Origin of the sequence: Rhizobium sp. RM, from assembly GCF_013390595.1 — a bacterium.
Classification (GTDB): domain Bacteria; phylum Pseudomonadota; class Alphaproteobacteria; order Rhizobiales; family Rhizobiaceae; genus Agrobacterium.
Map to the genome: position 1 here is coordinate 46,633 of NZ_JACAWV010000024.1, position 15,681 is coordinate 62,313.

The 15,681-nt window shown below is 54.8% G+C and carries 12 protein-coding genes and 1 pseudogene; 8 read left to right on the forward strand and 5 right to left on the reverse strand.

Annotation, left to right across the window (positions count from 1 at the left end):
- Window positions 1–4 precede the first annotated feature (4 nt).
- Complete coding sequence (gene msuE, locus HWX89_RS24740; protein WP_138793059.1) at window positions 5–565, forward strand: FMN reductase; 561 nt, start codon at window positions 5–7, stop codon at window positions 563–565.
- A 146-nt stretch (window positions 566–711) separates the two neighbouring features.
- Here msuE and HWX89_RS24745 read toward each other — a convergent pair whose 3' ends face one another.
- The 5 genes from HWX89_RS24745 to HWX89_RS24765 form a co-directional block, all read right to left on the reverse strand.
- Window positions 712–3,849, reverse strand: coding sequence for a PAS domain-containing protein (locus tag HWX89_RS24745; protein WP_246705283.1), 3,138 nt, complete (start codon window positions 3,847–3,849; stop codon window positions 712–714).
- 74 nt (window positions 3,850–3,923) lie between these two features.
- Window positions 3,924–4,277, reverse strand: a complete 354-nt coding sequence (locus tag HWX89_RS24750; RefSeq protein WP_138793058.1) for a response regulator — start codon at window positions 4,275–4,277, stop codon at window positions 3,924–3,926.
- A gap of 684 nt (window positions 4,278–4,961) precedes the next feature.
- Entirely contained in the window at window positions 4,962–5,258 is a 297-nt protein-coding gene (locus HWX89_RS24755; RefSeq protein WP_138793057.1) for a PRC-barrel domain-containing protein, read from the reverse strand.
- A 135-nt stretch (window positions 5,259–5,393) separates the two neighbouring features.
- Entirely contained in the window at window positions 5,394–5,774 is a 381-nt protein-coding gene (locus HWX89_RS24760) for a response regulator (protein WP_138793056.1), read from the reverse strand.
- Window positions 5,775–6,461: 687 nt separating this feature from the next.
- A complete protein-coding gene (locus HWX89_RS24765) occupies window positions 6,462–7,022 on the reverse strand; it encodes a type 1 glutamine amidotransferase domain-containing protein (RefSeq protein ID WP_138793055.1) in 561 nt (186 codons plus the stop codon).
- A 302-nt stretch (window positions 7,023–7,324) separates the two neighbouring features.
- Here HWX89_RS24765 and HWX89_RS24770 point away from each other — a divergent pair, with 302 nt between their 5' ends.
- The 7 genes and pseudogenes from HWX89_RS24770 (at window position 7,325) to treZ (ending at window position 15,577) form a co-directional block, all read left to right on the forward strand.
- Complete coding sequence (locus HWX89_RS24770) at window positions 7,325–7,906, forward strand: BA14K family protein (RefSeq protein ID WP_138793093.1); 582 nt, start codon at window positions 7,325–7,327, stop codon at window positions 7,904–7,906.
- 207 nt (window positions 7,907–8,113) lie between these two features.
- A complete protein-coding gene (locus tag HWX89_RS24775; RefSeq protein WP_138793054.1) occupies window positions 8,114–8,410 on the forward strand; it encodes a hypothetical protein in 297 nt (98 codons plus the stop codon).
- A gap of 213 nt (window positions 8,411–8,623) precedes the next feature.
- The gene (locus tag HWX89_RS24780) at window positions 8,624–9,124 is read left to right on the forward strand and encodes a YciE/YciF ferroxidase family protein (protein ID WP_138793053.1); all 501 of its coding nucleotides are present in this window, start codon (window positions 8,624–8,626) and stop codon (window positions 9,122–9,124) included.
- A gap of 68 nt (window positions 9,125–9,192) precedes the next feature.
- Window positions 9,193–11,170 (forward strand): annotated as a pseudogene (gene katE, locus HWX89_RS24785) (catalase); the annotation flags it as partial.
- A 485-nt stretch (window positions 11,171–11,655) separates the two neighbouring features.
- The gene (locus tag HWX89_RS24790) at window positions 11,656–12,741 is read left to right on the forward strand and encodes a hypothetical protein (RefSeq protein ID WP_138793052.1); all 1,086 of its coding nucleotides are present in this window, start codon (window positions 11,656–11,658) and stop codon (window positions 12,739–12,741) included.
- A 155-nt stretch (window positions 12,742–12,896) separates the two neighbouring features.
- Complete coding sequence (locus HWX89_RS24795; protein ID WP_138793051.1) at window positions 12,897–13,676, forward strand: SDR family oxidoreductase; 780 nt, start codon at window positions 12,897–12,899, stop codon at window positions 13,674–13,676.
- Window positions 13,677–13,795: 119 nt separating this feature from the next.
- A complete protein-coding gene (gene treZ, locus HWX89_RS24800; RefSeq protein WP_138793050.1) occupies window positions 13,796–15,577 on the forward strand; it encodes a malto-oligosyltrehalose trehalohydrolase in 1,782 nt (593 codons plus the stop codon).
- Window positions 15,578–15,681: the final 104 nt, after the last annotated feature.

Consider the following 15,681-nt stretch of genomic DNA (forward strand, 5'->3'; position numbering starts at 1 on the left):
CGCCATGAGCAACAACCTGATCGTCGGTTTTTCGGGCAATCTCGCTCGCCCTTCGAGCACAAGGCGCTTTGTCGAGAACGTGACGGAATCTCTGGCAGTACAGTCTGGGCTGCAACACACGGTCTTCGACGTTGAAGATCTTGGCTCATCGCTTGCCACAGCAAGGTCGGTATCCGATCTCGACACCGCCGCCCGTCAGATCATCCAGACAATTATCGAGGCGGAAGCACTGGTCATCGGCTCACCGACGTACAAGGGCAGTTATACTGGATTGTTCAAACATGTCTTCGACCTGCTAGACCCGGCAGACCTGCGTGGAAAGCCTGTCATCCTCACAGCAACCGGTGGCGGGGATCGGCATGCGTTGATCGTCGAGCATCAGTTGCGGCCGCTCTTCGCCTTCTTCGAAGCCTTCGTGCTTCCGACAGCAATCTATACGTCGAGCCGGGATTTCACAGACGGTGTGCCCTCGCCAGCCATCCACAACCGCGTCAATCAGGCACTGGCGGAAGCATCGCGGCTTCTGGCAGCGCGTTCCTTTTCGGCAACGGTCGCCGCCGAGTAAAAACGGTCCTCGCCGTGTTCCAACTTGCATCAGTACGCCGATGGCTTCGAGCTTGTGGGGCGTCGCTTAAGGGGGGCGAAGGACGTTTGAAAGACAGCGCATGTTCGCTGGCGATCTAAACGCTTCAGTCACACCTCGTGTTGACGTCAACTTTCTTCGCTTTCACTCCGCCGCGCGCCACTGTATTCGCCGCGGTGACCGAGACCATGCGTGATCGCGGACTGAAGATCGTCGGCGTCATATGGCTTTGAGAGGATGATTGCATCTTTTTCCGATTTCACAGATGTCGGATCGCCGGTTGCAAAAACAACAAGAGCTGATGGTCGCAATGTCCTTGCTCTTGCCGCGAGATCTCTTCCTGAAGCACCCGGCAGATTGAGATCCGTGACGAGAACATCGACATGCATTGACTGCAGGGCCGTCAGCGCCTCTTCTGCGCAGGCTGCTTCCACCACGACAAAACCGGCATCCTGCAATATTTCGGCAGTCGTCATCCGGATCAGACCATCGTCTTCAACCAGAAGGACCGTTTTCTGGCCGACCGAACCGTCATCTTGCTTCGCAGCCGGGATAAGATTTTCCTTCACGTCCAGGACAGGTTTTGCCTGCTTTGCAATGGCCCGCTGCTTCTGGTTTGCAAGAACATGACGAAACTTTCGGGCAAGAGCCTCGCGGGTGTAAGGCTTGGAAAGCAGTTCGACGCCGGCATCCAGTTTGCCGCCGTGAACAATAGAGTTTTCGGTGTAGCCGGAGGTAAAGAGCACGGCGATATCGGGCAGACGCTCTTTTGCCTTACGCGCCAGCTCGGGGCTTTTCAGCGTACCCGGCATGACGACGTCAGTGAACAGGATATCAATCGGAATGCCGCTATCGATCACGGTCAACGCACTCGCTGCGTCAACGGCCCGTAGCGTGCGATAACCAAGATCCGCCAGCAGCGCGACCACAGTGTCGCGAACCTCGTCATCGTCTTCGACGACCAGAACCGTTTCAGTTCCTCCGGTTACCGGCCCATTGTCGACAACGACCTCAACATCCTCAGCCTCGAGCGCACGCGGCAGATAGAGCTTTATCGTCGTACCTTCATCAACCTCGGAATAGATTTTGACGTGACCACCAGACTGCTTCACGAAACCGTAGACCATCGAAAGGCCAAGTCCTGAGCCTTTTCCCTCCCCCTTCGTCGAGAAGAATGGTTCGAAGACCTTTTCGATGATTTCCGGCGGCATTCCCGACCCGGTATCAGTGACCGCCATCATCACATATTGACCTGGTGTCACCTCATCATGGCTGCGTGCGTAATCGTCGTCCAGGTGAGCATTCGACAGCTCGATCGTCAGCTTGCCGGTACCCTGCATGGCGTCACGCGCGTTGATTGCAAGGTTGAGCAGCGCGTTCTCGATCTGGTTGGGATCGATGAATGTGTTCCAGAGCCCTCCCCCGACAATCGTTTCGACCTCGATTGCCTCGCCAATCGCACGGCGGATCATATCATCCATGTCGCGGACAAACCGGCTAACATTGACGACCTTCGGTTCCAGTGCCTGTCGCCGGCCAAAAGCCAGAAGCTGGCTGGCGAGTTTCGAACCTCGGGCAACACCGGCAAGCGCATTTGTTATCCGTAGCGCTGCCCGTTCGTTGCCCGCCACCTCTTTTGACAGAAGCTGGAGATTGCCGGAAACGACCTGGAGGAGATTGTTGAAGTCGTGCGCGACCCCGCCAGTCAGTTTGCCGATCGTCTCCATTTTCTGTGCCTGTGCGAGCTTCAGTTCGGCCTGCCGGCGCTCAGCCGTTTCCGCGACAACCCTCGCCTCAAGCGTATCGTTGAGGTGCCGAAGCTGTTCTTCGGCGCGCTCTCTGTGACGAACCTGTCTCGCGAGAGTATCCGCCTGCTCACGCAATGCGCTTTCTGCGGCACGCTGGTGGGTTATGTCGGTATGGACGCCGACCCACTCGACAATGTTCCCGGATGATCCGATGACCGGAAGACCTCTGGTCGCAAACTGGCGCCATTCGCCGTCGTGCCGCCTTACGCGATGCTCGTGGACGTACATCGACCTGGAGGCAACCGCCTCGTTCCAGGATGCGATCGATGGCTCCATATCGTCGGGATGCACGGCCTCGGCCCAACCGTACCCCTGATATTCCTCAAAGCTCTGACCGGTCAGTGAGCCCCAGCCCGGTTGCTCACCAACCATCTGGCCGTCGGCTGTGTTTGTCCACAAAACCCCATGCACCGCATCCATAGCGGTACGGAACCGGCTGTTGCTTATGGCTAGTTCCGCCTCGCGGATCGCACGATCTTCGATGTCTATGCCGAGAATATGGACGCCGGGTATCGACCCATCCGGCTCGATGTGGGGCACATAGCGGATTTCTAGGCGACGTGGCGCGCCGCCTGAAAACGGCATGTCCGCCTCTCCCGTGCACGCTTCACCGGCAAGCGCCCTGTCGAGATCCGCGCGACGTCCCTCGTACGCGGCCTCCCCGATCACATCGCGTACAGGGCGACCCACCATGTCTGCCGGCTTAGAACCAAACCAGCTGTCATAGGCAGCATTCGCAAACCGATAGACGTGATCTCTGTCGACGTAAGAGATCAGCATGGGGACAGCGTCCGTCACGCGTCTGAGTTCAGCCTCGTTCTCAGCTATCCTTGCCTTCATCGCAGCGCGGTCGCTGTTATCGACCACTGTGCAAAGAACCCCGCCAACAGTTCCGTCCGCTTCGTAGACGGGCGTATAGAAAAGATCAAAAATGAAAGTCTTGGAAATCCCGTCGCGGATGAGCGTCATTGGCTGATCATGGAAAGACCGGAGTTCACCGCGCAGGCCCGCCTCGAGCATCTCACGGTTCCAATCCCAGATCTCCGGCCAGATGCCGGGGACAGTCCCACCCAGCGCAGCGGGATGGTTGGCACCCGCGATATCGATATAACGGTCGTTGTAGATCATGACGTGGCTCTTGCCCCACATCAGGACCTTCGCAACCGGCGAATTGACGACATTGGCAACGGTCGTACGCAGCTCGGCCGACCATAATTGGGAAGCTCCGAGCGCCGTCGTTGTCCAGTCGAAATCACGGATCAACTGACCACATTCCCCACCACCGATTGGCCAGGCGGCCGGCAACGGTACGGAGTTTTCGCGGCCGTCCCGCAGCGCCTGAAGTGCAGCGAGGACCAGCTCTTCAGCGCTGGCGTACCCGCCGCTTGCAACGAGGCCGTGAATGAGTGTCTCCATATCGGAGTTGAACGAAATGCTGAGGGACTGGCTCTTGGTCATGGCAACTCGTCGCAGGTCTTCCGGCATGTGTCAATCATGCCCGTGATGGCAAAAACGCTTTTTAGAACAATCTACTAAATGGATACCATCGCACGCATCGATGCGCTGAGCCTGTCAAGATCATAGGGCTTTTCAAAAAACCTGGCGCCGTCCGGCAACGTCGATCGCTGTGGACGAACCATGCCTGAAGCCACGATGATACCGACCGCGGGCCATCGCTCGCGCACGTGTCGGGCGAGTTCGATCCCGTCCATCTTTCCAGGCATGTTGACATCCGTAAACACAATCTGGATGTCGTCGCGCTTTTGAAGGATCGCAAGAGCCTCGTCTGCGTTCACAGCCTCGACCGGGTTGATCTGCTCGCTGGCAAGATAATCGGCAACGTCCATGCGGATAAGCGCGTCGTCCTCAACGATTAAGACCGTCATCGGAAGCCTGTGTGCATTGTTCAAAATGTGTCCGCCCCATTTCGCGCCAGCAAATCAAATACCATGCGAGCACTCTCCGGTAGATCCATGGCCCACGATGCCGCTCAACGCGGCGAGGCGAATATTGTTCCGCCTCACCACGTCGTCTCACGGAAATTCGTCGATGGCACGAAATCGATACGCTTGTCGTCGCACCTCTATGATCTACGACGCTTTGTATACAGGGTTTCACAGATCCAGAGATTCGGATGAAGGGGCCTGTGCGGGGAGCTGGTTTTGCGCATTCCAAGAACAACCGCCCAGTTCGGACTGCGACGTCCTCGCTCCAAACATGAGTTATCGGATCCATCTCTATAACTCATAATTATTGCCATATTTGAGCTATTGCAAGGCGGTCTATCGCTCAACACCCCGAACTGCGGCTCCCCATTCAAGACGCAGCGATCGACGGTAATCTCTTCCCCTAAACATACTTTGTGAACGGGCGCCCCCTATTTGCGCTCGCCCTCGGCATTGGTCGTCGAGATAAACGGAATGAGCATGCAACACGCAGCTGGATGACATGCTGTCGCTAATGCGATCACCAACCGTCTCAATGATTTCGGTCAGCACCTGCATCGGAGCGATGGTCTCCAGATAAGTGACCGGACAGACAGGGCTCTGGCTCGAAGGCCAGGCGTGTATTCAGTCTTTGTGCTCTGGCATGTCCTTGAGCTGATCTTTCGTCCATGTGGTGACCGCATGGACGGCACCATCGTCGTCCCGCATGAACTCGAGATCGAGAAGTGGGACCGCCACCGGCTTCGCCCCAATCCCAAGGAAACCGCCCACATCAATGACGGCTTTTCCGCTCACTCCACTTCCATGAATATGGTCCAGCTTACCGACTTTGTGGTCGTCGGCACCGTAGATCGTGGCGCCCTCAAGAATTGCGGGGGTTAGCTCTGCCTCGGTAAGGCGTACGTGATTGCTATGGTCCATCGTCAGTTCCTCCGTGTCTATGAACTTGCTTATTCAAACACGGACCGGCGCTGATAGTTCCGAAATTAGCGCCGCTCTGTTTTTGCTCACGTTTCAGCAGGTGACGAACAGCGGTGCGGTCTCAAGATCGATGGATCACTTGGCGATCCTATTTATTTCGGCTTGGGTCATGGAGGTTATCAACTCCACAACTGCATCCATTGAATAGGGTTTTGGAATGAAGATTGCGTCGCCGGGCACATCCTCGTTTCGTAATACATGCCTTCCAGAGACGATAATCGTCGGTATCGTCATTCGTGCTGTGGAGATCATTTTGGCGAGATCCAACCCGCTGAGCCCTCCAGGCATATCGATGTCTGTGATCACCGCGTCGATCTTGGTTTGCCCAAGGACTGCAATGGCTTCAAGGACGTTCGCGGTTTCGACTACGTCGAAACCTTCGCCAAGGAGTGTGTCGGCCAGAACCATCCGCAGAAGTGGTTCATCTTCGACAATGAGAACTGTGCTCTGGTACATTGGCAGCCTCCGCAAGTCGGTTCCAACTAAATGGTCCCACATGAGTTGATTGCCCCCTCCGGTGAAAGTATTCAGGAACTTATTTAATAAAATACAAATAAAATGGCCGAGGAGGAGTCGCGGGGATTCCGCGTTCACGGACCTCTACGACGTGCCTTCGACAACCCGATTCGTTAAGCATCGTGAGTGGTAGAATTGGGACATGGATTTCGACAATCCGATCGGCAGGAACCGGAATTTTATTGTGAGATGCCTTTTCGGTTCGCCGCTGCCAGATTTTTCTGGTCTGAATTATTCTTTTTTGTTCTATGCCAAGCCATGGTTCGTCTAAAGCTCTTTTTATCCGAAAGCTCAAATAATCCCATACGTCCTCAAGACACGACACTCGCACAGGTTCGGCTACCGACTATCGAGATGGTGTGTGATCTGTGCAGCCGACGGGATCGGTTTGCTCGTAGTAAGCTCGTGCGCACCTTTGGCGCGGCGGCTCCATTTTCCATGTTGCGCCGCCGCTTGGCCATGGGATGCAAGCGGATGACACACAAAGAAGGCGATCGATGCGAGGCAAATTTTCCCTGCCTCGAACGAGCACTCGAATACGAGGGTGGCAGGCCCAAGTAGTGACGACGTTAGGAGCAATTTATCCGGCTCCATTATTTCGGAGCCGGACCAAGCTGTGGAGAGACATCACGCAGCGCGGCGTGGATGTGCACCCTCTTCAATCTCTTCAACGATCTTGTTCACAAAGGCGTCTAGATCATCGGGCGACCGCGATGTGATAATTCCGTGATCGACAACAACTTGCTCATCCAGCCACCGGCCGCCAGCATTTTTCACGTCCGTCCTGATAGATCCGAAGGATGTGACCCTTCGGTCTTTGACGGCACCTGCCTCAATCAGAAGCCATGGTGCGTGGCATATAGCAGCGACAACTTTGCCAGATTTTGTAAATTCTCGAACCACGCGCATAGCGCTCTCATCGGCGCGCAGCTTATCAGGGTTGATCTGACCACCCGGCAGGACGAGTGCGTCGAAATCTCCGATCACGACGTCGTTCGCGGCAAGATCAGCGTCGATACTATCTCCCCAGTCAGCCTTGTCCCAGCTTTTGATCTTGCCGGCTTTGATTGAGGCAATCTTCACCTCAGCGCCACGCTTCCTCAGTTCATCGAGGGGGACCCTTAATTCCGAACGCTCGTATCCGTCCGTTGCCAAGATTAGGATTTTTGCTTTGTCGATCGAAGTCATATCTTTCTCCTCTTCGGTTCAGGAACGACTGCTTCGGCACAGCATACGTCTCGACAGAAAGGGCGAGGCGCCGTCTTTGTGAACGCGTGTGGCCGGAGCGCCTGTTAGAGGAACGTCGTCTCAACGGCATAGTTCCCGGCTGTCGGATTGGCCAGACCTCCCTCATCGCGCCGAAGCAGCATTAACGCTCTCAAGAATTCCGCTGGCCGATTCCGCGAGTTGACGTGCCCGTTGTATCTTCATGTGAGGGAACATTTTGCCTGGCTCCACATTTTCGGTGCAAACTCTCAGGGCAGGGCCTCATGCGCGATCTTCTCACGAGCTTTATTCTCATCGGCTGTCTTCTGCCGGTCACGGCGGGAGCGATGCGGATCTCATCTGGTTTCACGACAGGTTCTGACGATCCGAAAGAAATCGTGGACAACCAGCCCCTATGGTCTTTTGAGGTCCGTCGTGTCGACCGTGGTAAGCAATCCTACGAACGGCTGCCATCCATCTACGCGCCAGATGCCAAGGTTTCACCGTCCAACCGAGCGAATTTATCGCCGTTACCTGCGGCAGCGATATCCGGATCGCCGGCTGGAAACGTTTTGCGCGTTTCAAAGTTGCGGGAGGAGTGGTGTATCAAAAGATACCGCTCCTATGATCCCTTAAACAATACGTATCAACCGTTTGGCGGAGGATCGCGCCGGACATGTGTTGCTCCACTCGAAGATCCTGCACTTTCTGCTGACACTGCTCGTGGTGGAGGAGATGCGCAAACCTACGACGCGAACGCTCGGTGGTGCATGCAGCGCTACAGTTCGTACAGAATTGCCGACAACACCTACCAGCCGTTTACCGGGAGTCGGAAAAGCTGCAAAGGCCCGACTAACGCCGGGTAACTCTGCACCAAATTTTCTTGTGCCCAGGAAATGGGAACAATCAGGCTATTCCAATGTTAGGACGACTGAGCGCGGACCGTGTCAACCGGACGCGGCAGGGATGGTGAACATTGCGGTTTTTCCGGTTTCTCGCATTGGCTAACGAAATGGCAGACGAGCGCCCAACCTGTCCGGTCTCGCACTCACCCAAGTTAATGGGTACCCCCAATGTCGTACCTGATCGAAATACTGCTACCGACAAACTTCGAGTGCGGTTGCCAAGCTCTAGAGGAGATCACATCCACCCTCGTCAGAAAGTTTGGCGGTGTCACTATACACGAGAAATCCGCAGCTCATGGCCTTTGGACGGACAATGGACGAACGGAATTTGATCGCATTACATTTGTCGAGGTGATGGCGGACGAAGTAGACAGAGACTGGTGGAACGATTATCGGCGCATTCTGGAGCTTCGCCTGTCCCAAAGCGAAATCGTGGTCCGGTTCAGCAATATTGAGCGTCTGTGACCAAGTCGGGGGAGCCTGACGGGGACAATCCGCAGATCGCCAGCGGTGGAACCGGGCTTTTTTGTCCAGCATTGCAGAACCGCGTTTTGGGGAAACTGAAGTTTGGTACGATTTTATCCGAGAATTTATCGGAACAGATCCAGGTATCCCTGTGTTTTTCCGCGGTAATGCCAAACCACTGGCTTGTCTGAACCAATCGAAATGGAGGAAACGATGGCAAACGAAAAGACACTTGATGACCTTTTTCTTGATACGTTGAAGGATATCTATTTCGCCGAAAAACAGATCCTCAAGGCTCTGCCGAAGATGGCGCGTGCGGCGCAATCTGAGGAAGGCAAAGCCGGTTTCCTACAGCATAGGGACGAAACTCAAGGGCAGATCGAACGCCTCGAGCAGGTGTTTGAACTGCTGGGTAAGTCAGCACGCGGCAAGACCTGTGAAGCCATCCAAGGAATCATTGCTGAAGGCGAGGAGATCATCGAAGACTTCAAGGGTTCGGTCGCGCTCGATGCGGGCCTAATTTCTTCGGCACAGGCCGTTGAACACTATGAAATCGCCCGATACGGGACGTTGATCGAATGGGCGAAACAGCTCGGGCTCAAGGACGCCGTCCCACTTCTTCAGCAGAACCTCGCAGAAGAGGAAGCCACCGACAAAAAGCTAACTGCGCTGGCCAAAACGTCAGCAAACGCAAAAGGCAAAAAAGCTGCCTGAGCATCTGCGTACCATCTGAGGCCGCCACTGAGGCGGCCTTTGTTTTCCACCCTACCGAGGACATTCCAGTGCCAAAGAAATCCGGCACAGATACTCCGGCAAAAGTGGATCGACATGACCAGAAGCTTGAGCGTGGTCGCGGCGGCGAGTTACATCAAACGGCCGAAGACGGATTTGACGTCCTGACGACATCTCAGGGCGCACCGGTTGCGGACGATCAAAACACTTTACGTGTTGGCGCCCGTGGGCCAGCGTTGGTGGAGGATTTCCATTTTCTAGAGAAAATCTTCCATTTCGATCATGAGCGGATTCCAGAGCGCGGTGTTCATGCGCGTGGGTACGGCGCGCATGGCTATTTTGAGACCTATGAATCCCTATCCGCTTATACACGAGCAGACGTTTTCCAGCGCGCGGGCGAGAAAACTCCTGTCTTCGTTCGCTTTTCGACAGTTGCGGGAAAACAAAGGCGCGGCTGACCTTGCTCGCGACGTCCGTGGTTTTGCGGTCAAAATGTACACAAAAGAGGGTAACTGGGACCTAGTCGGAAACAATATCCCGGTCTTCTTCATTCAGGATGCGATCAAGTTTCCCGATCTCATCCACGCAGCAAAACAAGAGCCCGATCGCGCATTTCCACAAGCGCAGACCGCTCACGATAATTTCTGGGACTTTATCAGCCTCACCCCCGAAAGCATGCATATGGTGATGTGGATCATGTCAGATCGCACGATCCCACGTTCGCTGCGGTTCATGGAAGGTTTTGGGGTCCATACCTTTCGTTTTATCAACGCGAAGGACCAGTCGAGCTTTGTCAAGTTTCATTGGAAGCCGAAGTTGGGACTGCAGTCTGTTGCTTGGAACGAGGCGGTCAAAATTAACGGTGCGGATCCGGAGTATCATCGTCGCGATCTCTGGCAGTCGATCCAGTCAGGAAATTTCCCGGAGTGGGAACTCGGCGTTCAACTTTTCGATGAGAATTTTGCCAACGGCTTCGACTTTGACGTCCTCGATCCTACCAAGCTTATCCCGGAAGAGGTTCTGCCAGTAAAACCGATTGGCAGGCTCGTGCTCGACCGCATACCTGACAACTTTTTTGCGGAAACCGAGCAGGTCGCGTTCATGACCCAGAATGTACCTCCTGGAATCGGCTTTTCCAATGATCCGCTTCTTCAAGGCCGGAACTTTTCGTATCTCGATACTCAGTTGAAGCGGTTGGGAGGTCCAAATTTCACGCATCTACCGATCAACGCTCCAAAGTGTCCTTTCGCGCATTTCCAGCAGGATGGTCATATGGCAATGCGCAATCCCGTAGGAAGAGCAAACTATGAGCCAAATTCGTTTAGCGAGGGACCACGAGAAAGCGCGACGCGTGGATACCGCCATTTCCCGGTCGAAGCGGCTGGTCAAAAAGTGCAACTTCGTCCGGAAAGCTTCGCTGACCACTACAGCCAGGCACGGAAATTCTTCATCAGTCAAACCCCACCCGAACAACGCCATATCATCATGGCCCTCACGTTTGAACTCAGCAAAGTCGAGACACCAGCAATCGGGGAGAGAATGGTCTCCCACCTCCTGAACATCGATGAGACGCTCGCAGCGGAAGTGGCCCATCGGCTTGGCATCCAGACCATGCCGAAACCGGCACCAGCCGCGGTCACCGCCAGGCAGGATCTCGAACCCTCTCCCGTCTTGAGCATTGTCAACGGAGGGCCCAATCGGTTTGAAGACCGCAAGCTCGGTATTCTGGTCAACGATGGTGTCGATCCAAAGCTTTTGGACGGCCTGACGAGTGCAGACTTAAAGGCAAAAGGTACGGTCGAACTAGTTGCCCCCAAAGTGGGTGGCGTGACTGCTTCTGACGGAAGTTTTATTAAGGCGCACCACATGATTGACGGTGGTCCATCAGTCCTGTTCGACGCAGTAGCTATACTTACCTCTGCCGAGGGTATCGGAGATCTATTAACGGAGGCGACGGCCCGTGACTTCGTGGCAGACGCATTTCAGCATTGCAAATTCATCGGATACACCGAAGCCGGATTGCCACTGTAGGAAAAAGCGGGGGTGTCGCAAGGCGGCACTGCATGGAAGGTACCGCCTCCTTGTTCATCCTCTTTCGACGGAGCACTATCGCATCTCAAGACTTAGAAAGCGGAGGGGGAGGAACTTTATTTTGAACATTCCCCACTATCACACGAAGCGGTGTGAGACGTTGAGTTCCTTTAAACATATCTGAGGCAGAACCAGCGAATGACGAACCTGTTCGGCGCGCGGAGGGTCCGCGGAAGGGCTCCAAAGGCGTCGTTTCCTCCACTTCACATCATCCCGTTTTTTAACTCAAAAAACTGTGAAACTTTTTCATATGCGGAGAGTTTGGTCTGAGGCAGATCGGCTCATGTTTTCCCGGCATACAATCATGAAAACAAACGCGGATCGCATCTGTTTGCGAGGAGATATCGTATGAATTCCATTATTTATCTCGTTGGACTGGTCGTGGTCGTCCTGTTTATTCTCTCACTCCTGGGGTTACGCTGATGATCGATTCAACCGATATTGATAAAAGTCCAACCCGCAGCTACGTCGACTGGCCAGCCATTTTCGCCGGTGCTGTCATCGCTTCGGGCGCAATGGCAGTTCTTACGGCTTTTGCCAGCGGACTGGGATTGAGCTCGATCTCTGTCGATGAAGGTGGAGACGTTAGCTCGTTCTGGCTAATTATCACGGGCCTTTTCGTGATCATTTCGATGGTCGCGTGCTACATGCTGGGCGGCTACATCGCAGGCAGGATGCGCCGACCTGCTGGCTCAACCGATCGCGACGAATTGACCACCCGCGACGGGATAAATGGCTTGGTGGTCTGGGGGATCGGCACGGTGGTCTCAGCATTTCTCGCCCTGGGCATTTTATCCGGCGGTGCAAAGGCTGTCGGGAGTGTTGCTCAAACCGCCCTTGAAGCGACTGGATCTGCGGTCGGGGGCGCGGTACAAGGCACGGGACAGGTTGCTGGTGGGTTGATTTCAGGCGCTGGAAGCGCGGCTGGAGGTCTTGCGCAGGGAGCTGGACAGGCGGCACCGAGTATCGAACAGATGCTTCCACAAGGTCTCAAGGCCAATCCCCTTGATTATTTCACGGACACTTTGCTGCGTGCCGAAACTCAGAGGAACCAGTCGCCGAGTGTTCAAAACGCTGGTGATTACCAGAGGCAGATCAGCGGCATTCTCGGCAACCTGCTTTCAACCGGGCAAATCTCTGATGCCGAGCGCACCTGGTTGACAAACGAAGTCAGTGCACGAACTAGCATCAGTCAGGCCGACGCGCAGGCGCGTGTCGACGAAACGGTGGAGCGTATTCAGGCATTGAGGACTCAAGCACAACAAAAGGTCGACGAAGCCAAAAAGCAGATTGACGATATGAGAGCGCAGGCCGAACAGGCTCTGGCAGATGCCAAGACGAAAGCTGCAGATGCAGCTGAAAAGGCTAGGATTGCTGGTGTGCTCAGCGCATTTCTGCTGGCAGCTTCCGCGCTGGTATCTGCGGCCGCCTCGTACATTGGTGGCGTTCATGGCGGTCGTCATCGTGACGAAGGCCGGATCTGGGGTGGCCTCGCGTACCGGAAATGAGCGAGCCGGAGTGCCGCTTCCGACAGATGGTAGGCGGCGCTTCACCCTTTCTCGGCGACCTCTCGGCGGTTTGGACCTGAGCCGTATCTGTCGGGTTCCCCCGCAAAATTTTATGGAACTCGCGTCGTAGGACGCTGTCAATCTGGGAGGGCATGATGTCGAATATTTCAGCTGTAGCGCTCGTCACCGGAGGGGGATCTGGAATTGGAAAAGCGGCGGCGATTGCACTTGCTGATAGTTTCAAGATCGGCGTGCTCGGTCGAACCGAAAGAGAAATACTAGAAACAGTTAATGCAATCCACTCCCTTGGCGGCGAGGCGATAGCGCTCGTTGCCGACGTGTCTAGTGAACCCCAGATGCGATCAGCAGTTCGGGACCTCGTCGACCGTTTCGGCAGGCTTGATGTGGTTGTTGCCAATGCGGGGATAAATGGCGTGTGGGCGCCGATTGATGATCTCACACTTGATGAGTGGGATTCAACACTCAAGACCAACCTTACCGGTACGTTTCTTACCATCCGCGAGACCGTACCGGAACTTAAGAAATCTGGTGGAGGATCCATCATCGTGGTTTCATCCATCAACGGGACAAGGACTTTCACGACACCGGGCGCGACTGCGTACACGGCCACCAAAGCCGGACAGGTCGCGATGGTTCAACAACTCGCACTTGAACTCGCGCGCCATAATATCAGGATCAATGCTGTATGCCCTGGAGAGATCGAAACGAACATCGAGGCAAATACCAGCCTTCGGAAAAAACAGGACACTGAGATTCCTGTCGTCTGGCCAGAGGGGCAGGTGCCGATTACTGGCGGGCGACCCGGACGAAGCGAGGACGTTGCAGAGCTAATTGCCTTCCTGGCCTCACAAAAGTCGCGTCACATCACCGGATCCCCGGTCTGGATCGATGGAGGGCAAGGCTTGCTTCGTTGAGTGCCGCCAACGGGAACGTCTCGGCCTGTTCGAGTGCCCGTTTCCATGATCATTCCGAAAAATTCTCGCATGAGCCTCGGATAGAGCCTGACACGCACCATGCGAGTGGGGGTAGCTGAATGAACAGCCTGGTAAAAAGCAATTGGGGCGCCTGCGAGGGGCAAGGGAATACGCGTTTCAGGATATGGGCGCCGGATATCGAACACATTACGTTGGTGGTAGAAGGCGCAGATTTTCCCATGAGCCGTGCTTGCAACGGATGGTACGAAGCAACCGTCGGAGCCGGTCCGGGCGAAAGGTATTGCTTTCGACTACCAGACGGCAAAGCTGTTCCCGACCCAGCTTCGCACCAGCAAGATGAAGGTATCTCAGGTTGCTCCATCGTAGTCGATCATGCGTTCAGCTGGCAAAATGGTAACTGGATCGGGCGACTCTGGCATGAAGCGATCATCTACGAGCTCCATGTTGGAACTTTTACGCCAGAAGGCACTTTTTCAGCGGCTACTGAAAAACTGAAGGGCCTCGCTGACACAGGGATTACCGCCATCGAACTTATGCCTCTTGCGACGTTCGAGGGAAATAGAGGATGGGGTTATGACGGAGTCCTGCAGTTCGCGCCCCACCCGGTATACGGCACACCAGACGAGCTTAAGCAACTTATAGACACGGCTCACGGCCTTGGAATGATGGTCTTCCTTGATGTGGTCTACAATCACTTCGGACCGATGTCTAATGCGCTTTCGGACTACGCGCCCCAGTTCTTCACTGACAACCCTTCCCCATGGGGCCCCTCACCAGATTTCGCCAATCCAATCGTCCGCTCATATTTCGTCGAGAACGCTTTGCACTGGCTTGAAGTCTACCGGTTTGACGGGTTGCGCTTTGACGCCGCTGACCGTTTGGTGTGTCCTTCGTCACAGTTTGACTTTCTCACTTGTCTGACGCGCACGATCCGAAAAGAAATCACGGACAGGCACGTTCACCTTATGACGGAGGATGCCAGAAACACCGTCGTTCCACTGGAGGCACAAGAGGGAGGATCAATCCTCGTTGACGCCGAGTGGAACGATGATTTTCATCATGCTCTTCATGTGCTCGCGACTTCTGAGGCTGGCGGTCTCTACGCAGACTTTGCAGAGGATCCCCTTGAAAAACTCAAAAAGGCACTCGCGAGCGGTTTTGTTTATCAGGGTGATCCACGGCCGTCTGATGACATGCGCGGACATGGAGAACCCAGTCAGCATTTGCCTCCCTATCGCTTTATCAACTTCCTCCACAATCACGATCAAGCCGGCAACCGCCTCCACGGTGAACGATTAAGAGCTCTCATCCCGTCCCCCCTGTTCAATCTTTTGGAGACGATTCTGCTCTTAAGTCCCCAAATCCCGCTGATCTTTATGGGTGACGATTTTGCCTCGACAGAGACGTTTTTCTTTTTCTCCGACCACCGAAACGTCAATCGTCTGGAGGGGATCCGCGGACGCCTCGAGCAAGCAAAAAAGTTTCAAGGCGCAGTACCTCCCGACTCCTTGAAGCTGGTAAAAGATCCGAACGCCGCCCAGACGATGCACCTCTCGACGCTAAACTGGGATGAAGCCGATACGGACATGGGAAGGCGGTCGATCAATCGGATGAGCATGCTTTTGTCAAAGCGGCAGCGCGTGATCTGGCCCTTATTATCGTCCAACTTCGAGAAAGGTGAGATCGTTGAATGTCCAGCCCAGTCTCTGGCTGTGAACTGGCTATTCTCAACCGGCATCCTCGAGCTGAGAGCTAATCTGTCGGGCAAAAAACTCGATCTGCCTGCAGCTACCGGACATGTCTTTCATCAGCACGGGACGATTAGCGGCATTCGCTTCGACGGTTTTTCATGTCAGTTCTCTCTTCGGTCCACCACCTAGTCTGAGCAATGTTTCATCAAGATCGCCAGTGAATGTCGCAGATAAACCCGTGAATTGCTGGAACAATTTGCTGCCAATGCGGTTGAGAGATCCTGCGAACGCCA

Excerpts from the sequence above, each read along its gene's own strand:
- HWX89_RS24795 (WP_138793051.1), top strand. The coding sequence starts at position 12,897 with ATGTCGAATATTTCAGCTGTAGCGCTCGTCACCGGAGGGGGATCTGGA.
- HWX89_RS24775 (WP_138793054.1), top strand. The coding sequence starts at position 8,114 with ATGTCGTACCTGATCGAAATACTGCTACCGACAAACTTCGAGTGCGGT.
- HWX89_RS24760 (WP_138793056.1), bottom strand. The coding sequence starts at position 5,774 with ATGTACCAGAGCACAGTTCTCATTGTCGAAGATGAACCACTTCTGCGG.
- msuE (WP_138793059.1), top strand. The coding sequence starts at position 5 with ATGAGCAACAACCTGATCGTCGGTTTTTCGGGCAATCTCGCTCGCCCT.
- HWX89_RS24770 (WP_138793093.1), top strand. The coding sequence starts at position 7,325 with ATGCGCGATCTTCTCACGAGCTTTATTCTCATCGGCTGTCTTCTGCCG.
- HWX89_RS24745 (WP_246705283.1), bottom strand. The coding sequence starts at position 3,849 with ATGACCAAGAGCCAGTCCCTCAGCATTTCGTTCAACTCCGATATGGAG.
- HWX89_RS24780 (WP_138793053.1), top strand. The coding sequence starts at position 8,624 with ATGGCAAACGAAAAGACACTTGATGACCTTTTTCTTGATACGTTGAAG.
- treZ (WP_138793050.1), top strand. The coding sequence starts at position 13,796 with ATGAACAGCCTGGTAAAAAGCAATTGGGGCGCCTGCGAGGGGCAAGGG.
- HWX89_RS24750 (WP_138793058.1), bottom strand. The coding sequence starts at position 4,277 with ATGACGGTCTTAATCGTTGAGGACGACGCGCTTATCCGCATGGACGTT.
- HWX89_RS24765 (WP_138793055.1), bottom strand. The coding sequence starts at position 7,022 with ATGACTTCGATCGACAAAGCAAAAATCCTAATCTTGGCAACGGACGGA.
- HWX89_RS24755 (WP_138793057.1), bottom strand. The coding sequence starts at position 5,258 with ATGGACCATAGCAATCACGTACGCCTTACCGAGGCAGAGCTAACCCCC.
- HWX89_RS24790 (WP_138793052.1), top strand. The coding sequence starts at position 11,656 with ATGATCGATTCAACCGATATTGATAAAAGTCCAACCCGCAGCTACGTC.